This window comes from Ruegeria sp. AM1 (assembly GCF_056540745.1).
In genome coordinates this window covers 520,961-534,221 of record NZ_JBQFXH010000001.1, presented here as the reverse complement: position 1 = coordinate 534,221, position 13,261 = coordinate 520,961, and the positions used below count along the sequence as shown (strand labels likewise).

Annotated in this window: 16 protein-coding genes; 7 read left to right on the top strand and 9 right to left on the bottom strand. The window is 57.4% G+C overall.

The features are described from left to right. Positions 1 to 187: 187 nt before the first annotated feature. From mltG to fabD, 7 genes are all read right to left on the bottom strand, one after another. A complete protein-coding gene (gene mltG / locus ACR0I7_RS02635; protein ID WP_480508145.1) occupies positions 188 to 1,348 on the bottom strand; it encodes an endolytic transglycosylase MltG in 1,161 nt (386 codons plus the stop codon). Next, positions 1,349 to 2,614 (bottom strand): beta-ketoacyl-ACP synthase II, encoded by a 1,266-nt coding sequence (gene fabF, locus ACR0I7_RS02630; protein WP_480508143.1) that lies wholly within the window; start codon positions 2,612 to 2,614, stop codon positions 1,349 to 1,351. 203 nt (positions 2,615 to 2,817) lie between these two features. Continuing rightward, positions 2,818 to 3,561, bottom strand: a complete 744-nt coding sequence (locus tag ACR0I7_RS02625; protein ID WP_480508141.1) for a 1-(5-phosphoribosyl)-5-[(5-phosphoribosylamino)methylideneamino]imidazole-4-carboxamide isomerase — start codon at positions 3,559 to 3,561, stop codon at positions 2,818 to 2,820. Positions 3,562 to 3,677: 116 nt separating this feature from the next. Next, complete coding sequence (locus tag ACR0I7_RS02620) at positions 3,678 to 4,217, bottom strand: GNAT family N-acetyltransferase (protein WP_480508139.1); 540 nt, start codon at positions 4,215 to 4,217, stop codon at positions 3,678 to 3,680. Between the two features lie 139 nt (positions 4,218 to 4,356). Next, on the bottom strand, positions 4,357 to 4,590 hold the full coding sequence (locus ACR0I7_RS02615; RefSeq protein ID WP_008756330.1) for an acyl carrier protein: 234 nt from the start codon (positions 4,588 to 4,590) through the stop codon (positions 4,357 to 4,359). A 211-nt stretch (positions 4,591 to 4,801) separates the two neighbouring features. Beyond that, on the bottom strand, positions 4,802 to 5,539 hold the full coding sequence (gene fabG, locus ACR0I7_RS02610) for a 3-oxoacyl-[acyl-carrier-protein] reductase (protein ID WP_480508137.1): 738 nt from the start codon (positions 5,537 to 5,539) through the stop codon (positions 4,802 to 4,804). A gap of 42 nt (positions 5,540 to 5,581) precedes the next feature. After that, a complete protein-coding gene (fabD, locus tag ACR0I7_RS02605) occupies positions 5,582 to 6,520 on the bottom strand; it encodes an ACP S-malonyltransferase (protein ID WP_480508135.1) in 939 nt (312 codons plus the stop codon). A gap of 160 nt (positions 6,521 to 6,680) precedes the next feature. On the opposite strand from fabD, the gene ACR0I7_RS02600 reads away from it, so the two are divergent. Further along, the gene (locus tag ACR0I7_RS02600) at positions 6,681 to 7,907 is read left to right on the top strand and encodes a cytochrome b/b6 domain-containing protein (protein WP_480508133.1); all 1,227 of its coding nucleotides are present in this window, start codon (positions 6,681 to 6,683) and stop codon (positions 7,905 to 7,907) included. A 71-nt stretch (positions 7,908 to 7,978) separates the two neighbouring features. Here the strand turns inward: ACR0I7_RS02600 and ACR0I7_RS02595 are convergent, their stop codons facing one another. Together ACR0I7_RS02595 and ACR0I7_RS02590 are read right to left on the bottom strand one after the other, a co-directional pair. After that, on the bottom strand, positions 7,979 to 8,551 hold the full coding sequence (locus ACR0I7_RS02595) for a YceI family protein (RefSeq protein WP_480508131.1): 573 nt from the start codon (positions 8,549 to 8,551) through the stop codon (positions 7,979 to 7,981). 125 nt (positions 8,552 to 8,676) lie between these two features. Then, a complete protein-coding gene (locus tag ACR0I7_RS02590; protein WP_480508129.1) occupies positions 8,677 to 9,186 on the bottom strand; it encodes a hypothetical protein in 510 nt (169 codons plus the stop codon). A gap of 277 nt (positions 9,187 to 9,463) precedes the next feature. Here ACR0I7_RS02590 and rpsF point away from each other — a divergent pair, with 277 nt between their 5' ends. The 6 genes from rpsF (at position 9,464) to ACR0I7_RS02560 (ending at position 13,256) form a co-directional block, all read left to right on the top strand. Continuing rightward, positions 9,464 to 9,817, top strand: a complete 354-nt coding sequence (gene rpsF, locus ACR0I7_RS02585; RefSeq protein ID WP_082637099.1) for a 30S ribosomal protein S6 — start codon at positions 9,464 to 9,466, stop codon at positions 9,815 to 9,817. A 27-nt stretch (positions 9,818 to 9,844) separates the two neighbouring features. Continuing rightward, entirely contained in the window at positions 9,845 to 10,072 is a 228-nt protein-coding gene (rpsR, locus tag ACR0I7_RS02580; protein WP_005608650.1) for a 30S ribosomal protein S18, read from the top strand. A 12-nt stretch (positions 10,073 to 10,084) separates the two neighbouring features. Beyond that, positions 10,085 to 10,708: a 50S ribosomal protein L9 gene (rplI, locus tag ACR0I7_RS02575; protein ID WP_480508127.1), complete on the top strand. Its 624-nt coding sequence runs from the start codon at positions 10,085 to 10,087 to the stop codon at positions 10,706 to 10,708. A 158-nt stretch (positions 10,709 to 10,866) separates the two neighbouring features. After that, entirely contained in the window at positions 10,867 to 11,355 is a 489-nt protein-coding gene (locus tag ACR0I7_RS02570; RefSeq protein WP_480508125.1) for a transglycosylase SLT domain-containing protein, read from the top strand. A gap of 245 nt (positions 11,356 to 11,600) precedes the next feature. Continuing rightward, complete coding sequence (locus ACR0I7_RS02565; protein WP_480508124.1) at positions 11,601 to 12,302, top strand: autoinducer binding domain-containing protein; 702 nt, start codon at positions 11,601 to 11,603, stop codon at positions 12,300 to 12,302. A gap of 99 nt (positions 12,303 to 12,401) precedes the next feature. Further along, positions 12,402 to 13,256 (top strand): acyl-homoserine-lactone synthase, encoded by an 855-nt coding sequence (locus tag ACR0I7_RS02560; RefSeq protein ID WP_480508122.1) that lies wholly within the window; start codon positions 12,402 to 12,404, stop codon positions 13,254 to 13,256. Positions 13,257 to 13,261 lie beyond the last annotated feature (5 nt).

The window sequence follows — 13,261 nt, the reverse complement described above, 5'->3', positions numbered from 1 at the left end:
TGTTCGCCTGTCGGGCGTGCGGTTTATAACGTTCCGAAAGCCCTCCAAGCGCAACGCTTCACACACCGTGACTCTGGCAGCGCAGAAAAACCGCTTGCCTGATCCAATTTTCACGGTTTGAGTTTTGTACAAATCGTACAATGCACGCCTCGATCAACGTACAAATCAAACAGAACCGTTGGTGCGATCAGTTGTTCGAGTTCTGACGCTCTGCCTCAATCTCACGCCATTTCGCGACGTTCCGATTATGCTCTTGCAAGGTCTCCGCAAAGGCGTGACCACCCGTTCCGTCGGCCACGAAGAAGATATAGTTCGTGTCATCCGGTGCCACGGCAGCCTCAAGGCTCGCCAGCCCCGGGTTCGCAATCGGGGTCGGCGGCAAACCGTCGATCAGGTAGGTATTCCAAGGCGTTGAGCGCCGAAGCTCACTGCGCCGCAGCCCACGGCCTAGCGTGCCTTGACCCTTTGTGACGCCATAAATCACGGTCGGGTCCGTCTGCAGCTTCATACCCTGGTTCAACCGGTTCACAAAAACGCTGGCAACCTGTCGGCGCTCTTCGGCCAGACCGGTTTCCTTTTCGATGATTGAGGCTAGGATCAGCATCTCTTCGGGGCTGTCCAGCGGCAAGTCCGCTTGCCGCGACTCCCACACGGAATTAACCCTAAACTGCTGTTTTTCCTTCATTTCCTCAAGAAGCGCGCCGCGATCCTGACCTTGCGACACCTCATAGCTGTCAGGTGCCAGCATCCCTTCAGCCGGAATATCCGAGACCTCACCCGCAAGAACGTCCATCGATTTCAAAGCTTCCACAATTTGCCAGCTGGTCACACCCTCGGCCAGAGAAATGCGATACCGCGTATCAGATTCATCTCTCTTTTCGGCATATATTTCAGGGGTTTCATCGTCACTCAGATCAAACGAAGCGATCTCGACAAAGTCCAGCGTCGCCGGGTCCAGCTCGCGCACACGGGCTTGAGTCCGCGTTACGCCGATACGATATTCAATCTCTGTCCCGCAAGTGCTGGCACCGCTGCGCGTAATGTCATCGACAATCTCTTGCATCGATGCACCCTCGCGCACCAGAAAACTACCAGCTTTCAACTGCTGAGACTTGTCTGCATAGTCCGCCGCCATCCGAAAAATCGTAGCGCTGCTGATCGCGCCCTGATCTTCAAGCTGGCGGCTGACTTTCGTCATATTTGAACCTGGCTTAACTTGCAGGCACATAGCGGTTTCAAGCGGGCCCTCAGAGGTGTACTGCGACTGCCCCCAAAGGATCAGACCGCCCATCAGAAACAGGCCAACCACCAGAATAGTCAGCATATTCGACGCCAGAGCCCGCCACATTTAGTCGACCTTTCCGAAGATCACACTTGCATTGGTACCGCCAAACCCAAACGAGTTCGACAGGGCGATATTGATCTCTCTCGCGCGCTTGGCATTGGGAGCGAGGTCAATCGGTGTTTCCACCGCCGGGTTGTCCAGATTGATCGTCGGCGGCGCAACTTGATCCCGGATCGCCAGGATCGAAAAGATCGCCTCGATGGCACCGGCGGCCCCGAGCAAGTGACCGGTGGCCGATTTTGTCGACGACATAGTCGCCTTGCCGGCATGATCCCCCAGCAGCCGCTCAACCGCGCCCAACTCGATGGTGTCTGCCATGGTTGATGTGCCGTGGGCGTTGATATAGTCCAGATTCTCTGGTGCCAGACCAGCACTGCGCAGGGCGGCCTGCATCGAACGCTCGGCGCCGTCTCCATCCTCGGACGGTGCGGTGATGTGATACGCATCCCCCGACATGCCGTATCCCAGAACCTCAGCGTAAATCTTTGCGCCACGCGCCTTGGCATGTTCGTAGTCTTCCAGAACCACGATACCCGCGCCCTCGCCCATTACGAATCCGTCACGGTCAACGTCGTAGGGGCGGCTTGCCTTCTTCGGATCGTCTGCATATTTGGTGGAAAGGGCCTTACAGGCGTTAAAACCCGCAATCCCGATCTCACAGATGCAGCCTTCGCCACCTCCGGCGATCATCACATCCGCATCGCCTGCGCGAATGATGCGGCTCGCATCGCCAATGGCGTGCGCCCCCGTCGAACAGGCCGTAACCACCGAATGGTTCGGCCCCTTGAACCCATGACGGATCGACACCTGCCCCGAGGCGAGGTTGATCAGCGCGCCCGGGATAAAGAAGGGCGACACCCGACGCGGGCCCTTGTCGCGGATCAGGTTGGCGGTATTGGCGATCGAACCGAGACCACCAATGCCCGAGCCGATCAGAACACCGGTGCGCAAACGCGCCTCTTCATCCTCGGGCAGCCAGTTTGCGTCTTTGCAGGCCATCTCGGCCGCAGCGATGGAATAGAGGATGAAATCCTCAATCTTGCGCTGCTCTTTCGGGGGCATCCAGTCATCAGGATTGAACGTCCCGTTGGTGCCGTCCCCACGTGGCACTTCGCAAGCATAAGTCGTGGTGACCCCACTTGCCTCAGCATCAAACTGCGTGATCGGACCTGCGCCGGATTCCCCGGCCAGCAGCCGCGACCATGTTTCCTCGACCCCGCTGGCCAAAGGAGTGACCAATCCCAGACCGGTAACAACAACTCTGCGCATGAAGTGCCTCTTGCCTGCTTCCTCTTATGAGAACCGCTCATACCCCGGCCCGGGGTGCGGGGGCAAGAGCAACAGCACACTGCTGCACCCGCTTCGTGCCGTCAAAGCCGTTCGATGCGCCGCTGTTTCACGATCACCCCGACAGGAAGGCGAGAATCCGCCTTCCCTCGAAAGTCACAATCACGGGGCAAATCGCCCAAAGGTCACTGGAACTGTGCGACCGGTTCATGCGCTGTCTTGGCAACCTCCAGCGCATCCGACAACGCCAGCGTCTTGCGGAACAGCGCCCGCCCAACCAGCGCACCCGCAATGTTGTGGATATAGGCCAGCCGCGAGATGTCATCCGCCGTGCGCACCACGCCGCTGGCAATCACCGGTGTGCGCGAATGCGCAGCCAGCCCAGAAATCAGACCCAGCTGAGCCTCGACATCTTCCATATCGCTGTTGATATCTGTGACCAGAATGGCCGCAAAGGGTGTCTGCGCAAATGCATCTATGAAGGCCTCGGGGGTGAATGCACTCTGACTTCGCCAGCCTTCGGTCATGACAAAGCCCTGCCAGACATCAACGGCCAATACGATCTGATCGGGATAAAGCCGGGCCAGTTCCTGCACCAGATGAGGATCGCGCGCCGCCAGCGTTCCGACGACGATGCGTCCGGCCCCCTTGTCGATCCAGTGTTCGATCTGTTCGCGCGTGCGCATGCCACCCGCCAGTTGCACCGGCATTTCCGCACCGCGAATGATCTCTTCGACCAGCGCGGCATTGGTATCGCGCCCCTCAATCGCATCGAAGTCGGTCAGGTGCATCCATTCAGCCCCTGCGACAGACCAGCTGCGCGCAGTTTCGACCGGATCGACATGCCAGATCATCGCCTCATTCAGACGGCCCTTGTCCAGCGTCACGCATCGGCCGTTCTGCAGTTCCATTGTAGGGTAAATCATCATGAGCCCACTCCTACGCTCTGGTAATCCAGAATAGCATACAAGCGGCAAAATGACCTGCGTTTTACAGTATCGGCACAAGGCGGTCTGTTTGCGTCACGGCCCGGGTCCGCAGGATATCAGTGGCGTGCCGGTGGCCCGTCTCGCCGAAACAGCTTTACATCGGTGTCTTTATACTCGGTAGCCCGCATCTCTTTGTAACCAAGCTTGCCTGCCAGTTTCTGCGAGGTTTCGTTGTCGGCATCCACCATCGCAACCAGCGGCCCAGGTATAACCCTGTCGAACCAATCATGTGCGGCCTGCGCCGCCTCATACCCGAGCCCCTGCCCCTGCACTTCCGGTGCCAGAACCCAGCCAGCTTCGGGAAAGGTATCAAAATCCGCACCCAGGCACCGGTTCGCATAGAAAAAGCCCGCCTGCCCGATCAACGTGCGATTCGACTGCATCACAACGCCCCACTGCCCGAACCCGGCCATATGCCAGTGACCTGCATTGCGCAAAAACGAATCCCACGCTTCACCGCGTGTGAGTGGCTTACCACTGATGTAGCGCACAACATCAGGATTGCACCAAATCTCAGCGAACCGGTTAAAGTCCTCTGGGCGCATTGCGCACAGCGTCAGTCGCGCTGTGTTTATCATCGGGGTGGATCTTATCATGCCCTTGCCCGCTTGGTTTTTCTGCCTCGTGGGTCAGAGTGCAAACACGATTTCGGTGGCGCAAGAGCGAATTGATATACGCAAAGAAAAACGGCGCCCCCGTTGCACGGAAGCGCCGCTTTTGATCAGTTCGAAACTCTTAGGAAGCTTCGCTGATAAATTTGACGGCGTCGCCAAAGGTCTGGATGGTTTCGGCTGCGTCATCCGGGATTTCGATGCCGAACTCTTCTTCGAAAGCCATAACCAGCTCAACGGTGTCCAGGCTGTCTGCGCCCAGGTCGTCGATGAACGAAGCGTTTTCGGCAACCTTGTCCTCTTCAACACCCAGGTGCTCAACAACGATCTTTTTAACGCGATCTGCGACGTCGCTCATGTCTATTCCTCATTCCATTTCAGGGCGCTTTGCCCGGTTCTGCCCTTGCCCGCTCGGGGTGGCTTTGTTTTGCCCGTTCCGGGCGGTTTGGGTCCCGGATACCCGGGAAATCAGCAAACCGGCCAATTCGACCGGCCCTTAAGCATATGCGCCGCCCTATAGCACAGACAACGCACAAGGCAAACGCTTTCGCGCTTGCCCTGAACTGCGCCTACAACATGGCCATACCGCCGTTCACATGCAAGGTGCTTCCGGTAACATAACCCGCTTCGGGGCTTGCAAGATACAGTACAGCAGCGGCGATCTCTTCGGGTTCACCCATGCGACCGGCGGGAACCTGCTGCAGAAGGCCGGCCTTTTGCTCATCAGTCAGTTTTTCGGTCATCGCGGTGGTGATGAAACCGGGCGCAACCGCGTTCACGGTGATCCCGCGTGTTGCAACCTCATGCGCGATGGCTTTGGAGAGACCGACCATACCCGCCTTGGAGGCGGCATAGTTTGCCTGACCGGGGTTCCCGATCGCACCGACAACCGACGAGATGTTCACGATCCGGCCCCAACGTGCCTTCATCATGCCCCGCAGAACGCCTTTGCACAGCATTGCGGTGGCATTGAGGTTAACGTTGATCACAGTTTGCCATTCCTCTTCCGACATCCGCATGAACAGGTTGTCGCGCGTGATCCCCGCATTGTTGACCAGAATATCAACCGACCCCATGGCGTCCGACGCCTGTTTGGGCAGCGCGGCAACAGCCTCAAGATCGCTGAGGTTACAGGGCACGACATGCGCGCGCTCACCCAGATCATCAGCCAGCGCCTGCAGCGGCTCGACCCGCGTACCAGAGAGCGCAACAGCCGCGCCCGCCCCATGCAGCGCACGCGCGATATCGCCGCCGATTCCGCCCGAAGCTCCGGTGATCAGAGCGTTCTTACCAGTCAAATCAAACATTCGGATTCCTTCTTGGTTCGTTGTCCTCAACGAAAATACTGATCAGGCCACTGCCTGAAGGGCTTTTGCAACATCATCTGGGGTTCCGACCGCCTGACAGGCGACGGACCGCTCGATCTTGCGGATCATGCCTGACAGAGCCTTGCCCGCTCCGATCTCCCAAGCAGCGGTTACACCCTGAGCCACCATATATTGCACGCTTTCACGCCACCGGACCGAGCCAGTAACCTGTTCAACCAGCAGCTGCCGGATCAGGTCCGGATCGGTCACAGCCTCGGCGCGCACATTGGCCACCAGCGGAACCGCAGGTGCCTTGATTTCAACCGCAGCCAACGCCTCGGCCATGACGTTGGCGGCAGGCTGCATCAGCGCACAATGGAACGGGGCGCTGACCGGCAGCATGATGGCGCGTTTGGCCCCCTTTTCCTTGGCAATCTCGGCAGCGCGTTCAACCGCCGCCTTTGCGCCCGAAACCACCACCTGGGTCGGGTCGTTGTCATTTGCAGCCTGACAGACCTCGCCCTGTGCGGCCTCTTGGGCGACCGTGCGGACAGCGTCCAGATCCAGCCCCAGTATGGCGGCCATCGCGCCTTCACCCACGGGCACGGCGCTTTGCATGGCCTGACCACGGGTGCGCAACAACCGCGCCGTGTCAGCAACCGACAACGCACCAGCAGCGGCCAACGCCGAGTACTCGCCCAGCGAATGCCCCGCAACAAAAGATGCCTTGGAGATCGACACCCCCTCGGCCTCAAGCGCGCGCATGGCGGCAATCGAGGTCGCCATCAGCGCAGGCTGGGCATTTTGCGTCAGGGTCAGAGCCTCAATCTCACCGTCCCAGATCAGATCGCTCAACTTTTCACCCAAAGCGTCGTCCACCTCATCAAAGACAGCCTGAGCCGCGGGGTACGCATCGGCCAGCGCTTTGCCCATTCCGATTGTCTGGGCCCCCTGCCCGGGGAAAACGAACGCGATTGTCATTGAGACCTCTTGGATGACGTTAAGATGCGGCGGGGTGTAAACCGTGAAACGCTCTCACACAAGCTCTGCATTGTGACACTTATACTGTGCGTTGCGCGCTATTGCGTCCCTTCCCCATCCATTTAGGGTAGCCTTGTCAACCAAGCGGAGCTTTCAACCGATGTCTCTGACGAATACCAGATCCAGCTATGGCGGCGTCACTAAAGCATTTCACTGGCTTACGGCGCTGATGATACTTACGGTTCTGCCGTTGGGCTGGGTTGCTGAAAATATGGCCCACGCCATCTTCGACCCGGCAATCGCCTCATCAGAAGAGGACATCGCCCGGGTTGCGCGTTTGTTTTCAATTCATAAGACGCTGGGCATTGCGATTTTCTTTGTGGCTCTGGCCCGAATAATCTGGGCGATGACCCAGACCAAGCCCGGCCTTCTGAATGCAGACAATAAACCCGAGGCCTTTGCCGCCGAGACGGTGCATTGGCTTTTGTACGGGTCTCTGCTGTTGGTGCCATTCACCGGCTGGTTGCACCACGCAGCCGCCGAGGGGTTCGCGCCCATCCTGTGGCCCTTTGGACAGAACCTCCCCTTTGTGCCCAAATCCGCATATCTGGCCGAATTGACCGCAAATCTGCACTGGCTGTTCATTCTGGTGCTGGCCGCTGCGCTTGGCCTGCATATCGCGGGCGCCTTGAAACATCACGTCATCGACAGGGACAGCACATTGCGTCGTATGCTGCCCGGACGCGCGGACGCCCCGGAACCGCCCGAGCAGCATCACTCGGCAACACCTGTATTGGCCGCGATTGTTGTCTGGGCCGGGGTGCTGACCGGAGGCTGGGTTTTTGGCTCGTTTGACGATCACGCCCAAGGAGAAACCGGCGCGGTAGAACTGGCCGAGGTGCAGTCGGACTGGCAGGTTACCGACGGCAATTTGTCGATCACGATCACGCAATTGGGCAGCCCGGTCACAGGTGATTTCGCCGATTGGACCGCGGCGATTTCCTTTGACGCACCCGCGGAACCTGGCCCCGCAGGCACGGTCGAGGTGACGATTGCGATCGCCTCTCTCAGCCTAGGCACGGTCACGGATCAGGCGATGGGAGCAGATTTCTTTGCCAATGCGCAATTCCCGACAGCCCGGTTCACGGCTGATCTGTTTCGCACCGACAGCAGCTATGAGGCGCGCGGTCCGCTGACGATCCGGGATAAAACGATAGATATCGTCTTGCCCTTTACGCTTGATCTTAAAGGGAACACGGCCGCGATGTCTGCGCAGCTTGAATTGAACCGGCTGGATTTTGGTATCGGCCAGTCCATGCCTCAGGAAGATTCGCTGGCCTTTGCGGTCCTGGTTGACATCGAACTGAAGGCTGAACGCCCAGAATAGCCCCTAGCAGCAGAAACCAGGCACAAAAAAGCCGCCAGAGAAAACTCTGGCGGCTCAGAATTTCGCAAGGCTTACTCGGCCTTTTGCGCCTCGACCGAAATCGCGATTTCAACTTCGTCGCTGACGAAAGGCGCGAATTTGCCCAGGTTAAAGTCGCTGCGCAGCAAGGTCGTCGTGGCGTCAAAGCCCGCCCAGGGCTTGCCCGCCATCGGGTGCTCGCCCACCTGGTTCAGTTTCGCGTCCAGAACAACAGGCTTGGTCACGCCGTTCATGGTCAGATCGCCGGTGATCTTGGCAGTGTCCTCTCCCGTCACCTCAATCGCGGTCGAATTGAAGGTCACCACGTCACCATCAGTGAGTGCAAAGAAGTCGGCTGACATGAAGTGTTCTTCCCGTGCTTCCCAGCCGGTGAACATTTCAACAACCGGCATCGAAACCGACACACTGGATGCAGAAGGATTTTCCTGATCGAACAGAATCTCACCTTCAAAGCCAGCGAACATGCCATAAGTCGTCGAAAAGCCGAGGTGATTATAGTTAAAAATGACCTGGCTGTGGCTGGGGTCCAGAACATATTTATCAGCGCTGGCCAGAGCTGTGGTTGCTGATGCCGCCAGTGCAGAAGCAAGCAGTAAGGATTTCATGTCAATCTCCGCAATATGTGTTTGCAAACCGGTTTGGTTGCTCCTCAAACAGGATGTGCCGCCCAAGGGCGGCACACAAGCTTTAATCTTTCACAAATTCTGTTCTTAAATGAACAGAATAAAATTCAGGCGAAAATTGTTACGCTTCCGCTGAGTTGCCCCTTCAGCGCTCGGCTGACATCCGCCGATTCCAGGGGCAGTTTCATCAGCACGCTGCCGTCGACATCGAACAGTTCGACCTGATCATCAGCAAAACGCGCGCCGCCCAGCGTATCGTAGCCCCGACGCAACACCGTCTGCGGGCGACCATTTTCGTTCTTTTGCAAAACGCGCACCTCGCGGCGGATCGGATCGAAATAGGCGTCGGGACGCGCATCCATGACCTCAATCGTCAGCAGGCTGACCCCCCCCAGCAGGAACATCATCGACGCCGCCAGCTTGATCGGCCAGACATCGGCGCCAATCACGGACCCAGGCATCAGCCACATCGAAAAGGCCGAAACAATCAGGAATGCGCCCAGCACCCGAAACAGGATCAAACGTGCCTTCCAGTTCGGAGCGAAAGTGATCAGAACGGGTACGGCTTGGTCATATGTCGTATCCGACGATGCTTGTTGAAAAGTGTTTGTGTTCATCACGGCCATCAGATTTGCCCTGTCTGTGTTTCTTAGCCCCCGGGAAGTGCCCGGCTTGTTGTCAGCTTCGTTTTGAAAAGAGTCAGGAATTGGGCACCTCAAAGGAAATTGGGCGACTTCACCAAGGCAGGTAAGGCGGCTATTGCTCCGCCCGCTCAAACGTGTATACGGAGCCATCCTTCGTATTCACATGAATCGCGCAGCCTCTCGTGGCAGGGTCGCGAAGGACTAAATGGCCCCGCCTTTGAAATGCGCCTTGATATAAACAGGAGTGCACATGCCACTGTATGAGCATGTAATGATCGCGCGTCAGGATCTGTCCAACGCGCAGGCAGAAAGCCTTGTCGAACATTTCGGCACCGTTCTGGCTGACAACGGCGGCAACGTCGTCGAAAGCGAGTACTGGGGCGTCAAGACAATGGCCTACAAGATCAACAAGAACCGCAAGGGTCACTATTCCTTCCTGAAGACCGACGCCCCCGCTGGCGCCGTTCAGGAAATGGAGCGCCTGATGCGCCTGCATGACGATGTTATGCGCGTTCTGACCATCAAGGTCGACGAGCACAACGAGGGCCCTTCGGTCCAGATGCAGAAGCGCGATGAGCGCGAAGGCCGCCGCGAGCGCCGCTGATCAACGCCTGACGAAAGGACATAAACCATGGCCGCAAAACCATTTTTCCGCCGCCGCAAGGTCTGCCCGTTCTCGGGTGAGAATGCGCCGAAGATCGACTATAAAGACACCCGTCTGCTACAGCGCTACATCTCTGAGCGTGGCAAGATTGTACCTTCGCGCATCACCGCCGTTTCGGCGAAAAAGCAGCGTGAACTGGCTCGCGCTATCAAGCGCGCTCGCTTCCTCGCCCTGCTGCCCTACGCTGTGAAGTAAGGAGAGACTGACATGCAAGTTATCCTTCTGGAACGCGTTGCGAAACTGGGTCAGATGGGCGACGTCGTTGACGTCAAGCCCGGCTATGCCCGCAACTTCCTGCTGCCTCAGGGCAAAGCGCTGAGCGCGTCTGATGCGAACATCGCGTTGTTCGAAGCCCAGAAAGCGCAGCTTGAAGCACGCAACCTGGAAACCAAAACAGAAGCTGAAGCCCTGGCTGAAAAGCTGGACGGTCAGCAGTTCATCGTGATTCGCTCGGCATCGGATGCCGGTGCTCTGTACGGCTCGGTCACCCCGCGTGACGCCGCAGACGCCGCAACCGAGGCTGGTTTCACCGTCGATAAGAAACAGGTCGTTCTGGTCGCACCGATCAAGGAACTGGGCTTGCACGCGGTTGCAGTTCGCCTGCACCCCGAGGTCGAAGTTGAAATCAAGATGAACGTTGCCCGTTCGGAAGAAGAAGCTGAATTGCAGGCTTCGGGCAAATCGATTCAGGAACTGGCTGCTGAAGAAGAAGCGGCTGCTGAATTCGAGATCGCCGAACTGTTCGACGATATCGGCTCGGCCGCGTCTGACGACGAAGAGCTGGTTGCCGCCGACGAAGCTCCGGCTGAAGAAGACGAAGCAAAAGCCTGATTTCAAAAGGCGTTTTGAAATTGAAAGGCCGCGCAAATCCTGCGCGGCCTTTTCTTTGTGCAGGGCGAGCACGAGCAAAATTCAGCCAGAATTCCGACCTATGCTTGCAGTTATTCGCGTCATTCATATCATCCGACAACGCCTTCCGGAGACACTACATGCCAAATATCCTTCGCCGCAGCATACTGGCCTTTCTGCTGGCAGCCCCTCTTGCCGCCTGCGGCGGCTCTGACCGCACCACCCGAGCAGCCGGGGATCAGTTTGACCCGCCTCTTTACCCGAACGAGACGCCCGAACTGCGCGCGTCGATCAACAAATGGGCCGATCACTATGAACTGCCTCGCGAGCTGGTTCACAAACTGGCCATCCGCGAAAGTACCCACCGGCCCTGGGCTGTGAACCGGCCATATTATGGGCTGCTGCAAATCCTGCCGGCCACGGCGAGGTCCATGGGATACAAAGGAAATGCCCAGGGATTGCTGGATGCGGACACCAATCTGGAGTTTGCGGGCAAGTACCTGCGCGGCGCTTGGCTGCTGTCGGATGGCGATCAGCAGAGAGCCATCTTTTTGTACGCAAAAGGATTTTATCCAGAGGCCAAAGCACGCGGAATGCTGGTTGAAACGGGCCTGAGGCCGGCACCATAAAAAGCGGGCACGGCGTGAATTGAGGCAGAACACCTCACAATATCCGCGCACAACAGTGGCAATTATGCAGTATATTTTACGCCTGCCCCCACAAATGCACAGACAATTGCCAGGTTATCTTGTCATGATTTCAAAATTGTGATGTTGTTCTTGCCGTGAGGTAAGCACGGCAGGCGCGCGGGCACCAAGAGACATGCCTGAGTGAGTGGTCGTGCCGATTGATGGGTGTAGCTGGTAGGCAGCAAATGGACATTGTTGATCTCAGCACTCTCCCGGACTCGGAAACTCGGTATACCGATTTTCTGAAACAGGTCTGTGAGAAGCACGAAATGGATCATGCCGCTTATGCGGGTATGAACCCGTTGGCGGGGACCATTGCCGGGCACGTCACATACAATGATGATTGGAAAGAGCATTATCAGAAGCAAGGTCTGGTCATGATCGATCCGACCTTGCATATGAGCAAACGCAGCATCGCCCCCGTGGACTGGAGCCGCCTTGAACGCGGCGACGATTTCAAGCGGGTCTTCAAGGATGCACATGATTTTGGCCTGCCAAGTCAGGGCATTACTGTCCCGGTGCGTGGCCCGTATGGTGACATCGGCCTGCTGAGCGCCACCCGTAACTGCAGCCGTGAAGAATGGAAGAAGCTCGTTTCCCATGTGATCGGCGATCTGCAGTCCATGGCCGTGCATATCCACGACACGGTGATTTCTTCGGATGTTGCGAACAATCCGCTTTATCACCCGACCCTGTCGACCCGCGAAGCAGAGATTTTGCAGTGGGTCGCGGCAGGTAAATCTCAGCAGGATATCGGCGATATCCTGTCCATTTCGCACCGCACGGTCGAGGTACATCTGAGGTCCAGTCGCGAAAAGCTGAATGCGCTGACCACGCCGCAAGCCGTTGGTCGCGCAATCGGTATCGGGCTGATAAACCCCGGATAAAGGCGACTATCCTCAAAATTACGGGAATTCCCCAATAGTCAATTGCCCATAACTGGGCAACGATGGGTCTACCAAACAGACCACTCGAAGGGGGAAGACATGATCATCGTAGTAGATGGCCTCAACAGGCATGAGTTCGGCGACGTTCTTGACGAAATGTTCGAGCTGCGGGCTCGGGTATTCGGAGGACGCCTGGGTTGGGATGTAAACATTGAGGATGGCAAAGAGATTGATCAGTTCGATCATCTGGATCCGGCATATGTAATCGGCCTCGACGACGGGGGGAATGTCGTCGCTGCCGTGCGTGCGCTCCAGACCACTGGTCCGCATATGCTATCTGACGTATTTTCGGCAATCCTTGACGGCGAAGCACCACTACGCAGCGCAAGGATGTGGGAATCGACGCGTTTCTGTGTCGATACCCAACGCCTCACCCGCGGCAAAGACCGCAACTCAGTCTCTTACGCAACTTGTGAGCTGATGATTGGTTCGCTGGAATACGCCAAAAACGCGGGCATCGAAGACATCATCACCGTTATCGATCCTGTGATGGATCGGGTTTTGAAACGCTCGAACTGTGCCCCGTATGACTATGTCGGCAAGACGGTTCCGATGGGCAAGGTTCCCGCACTGGCGGCCCTGTTGGATTGCACGGACGAGCGCATTCAGGGCGTCCGGGACTTCGCCGGTATCCATGAGGATGTATTTTTGGAAGAAGAGGAAGCGTTGGCCTTGTTCAACTCGAAACGCGTTTCCAAGCCAAACCCGGCCAATCGTGACCACAAACCTCTGACGGAGCTTGAAAGGTATTTCGTCGAGCAGATGAGTGCCGCCACCACTGAAGACGAAAGGCAGGACGTCCTAAGACTTATCGAGACCCTGTCGAACACATTCACCCCAGAGCAGAAACTTGCTCTGCTAAGGACCCCCCGCGCTTTTGCTCATGAGGCCTGACCCCC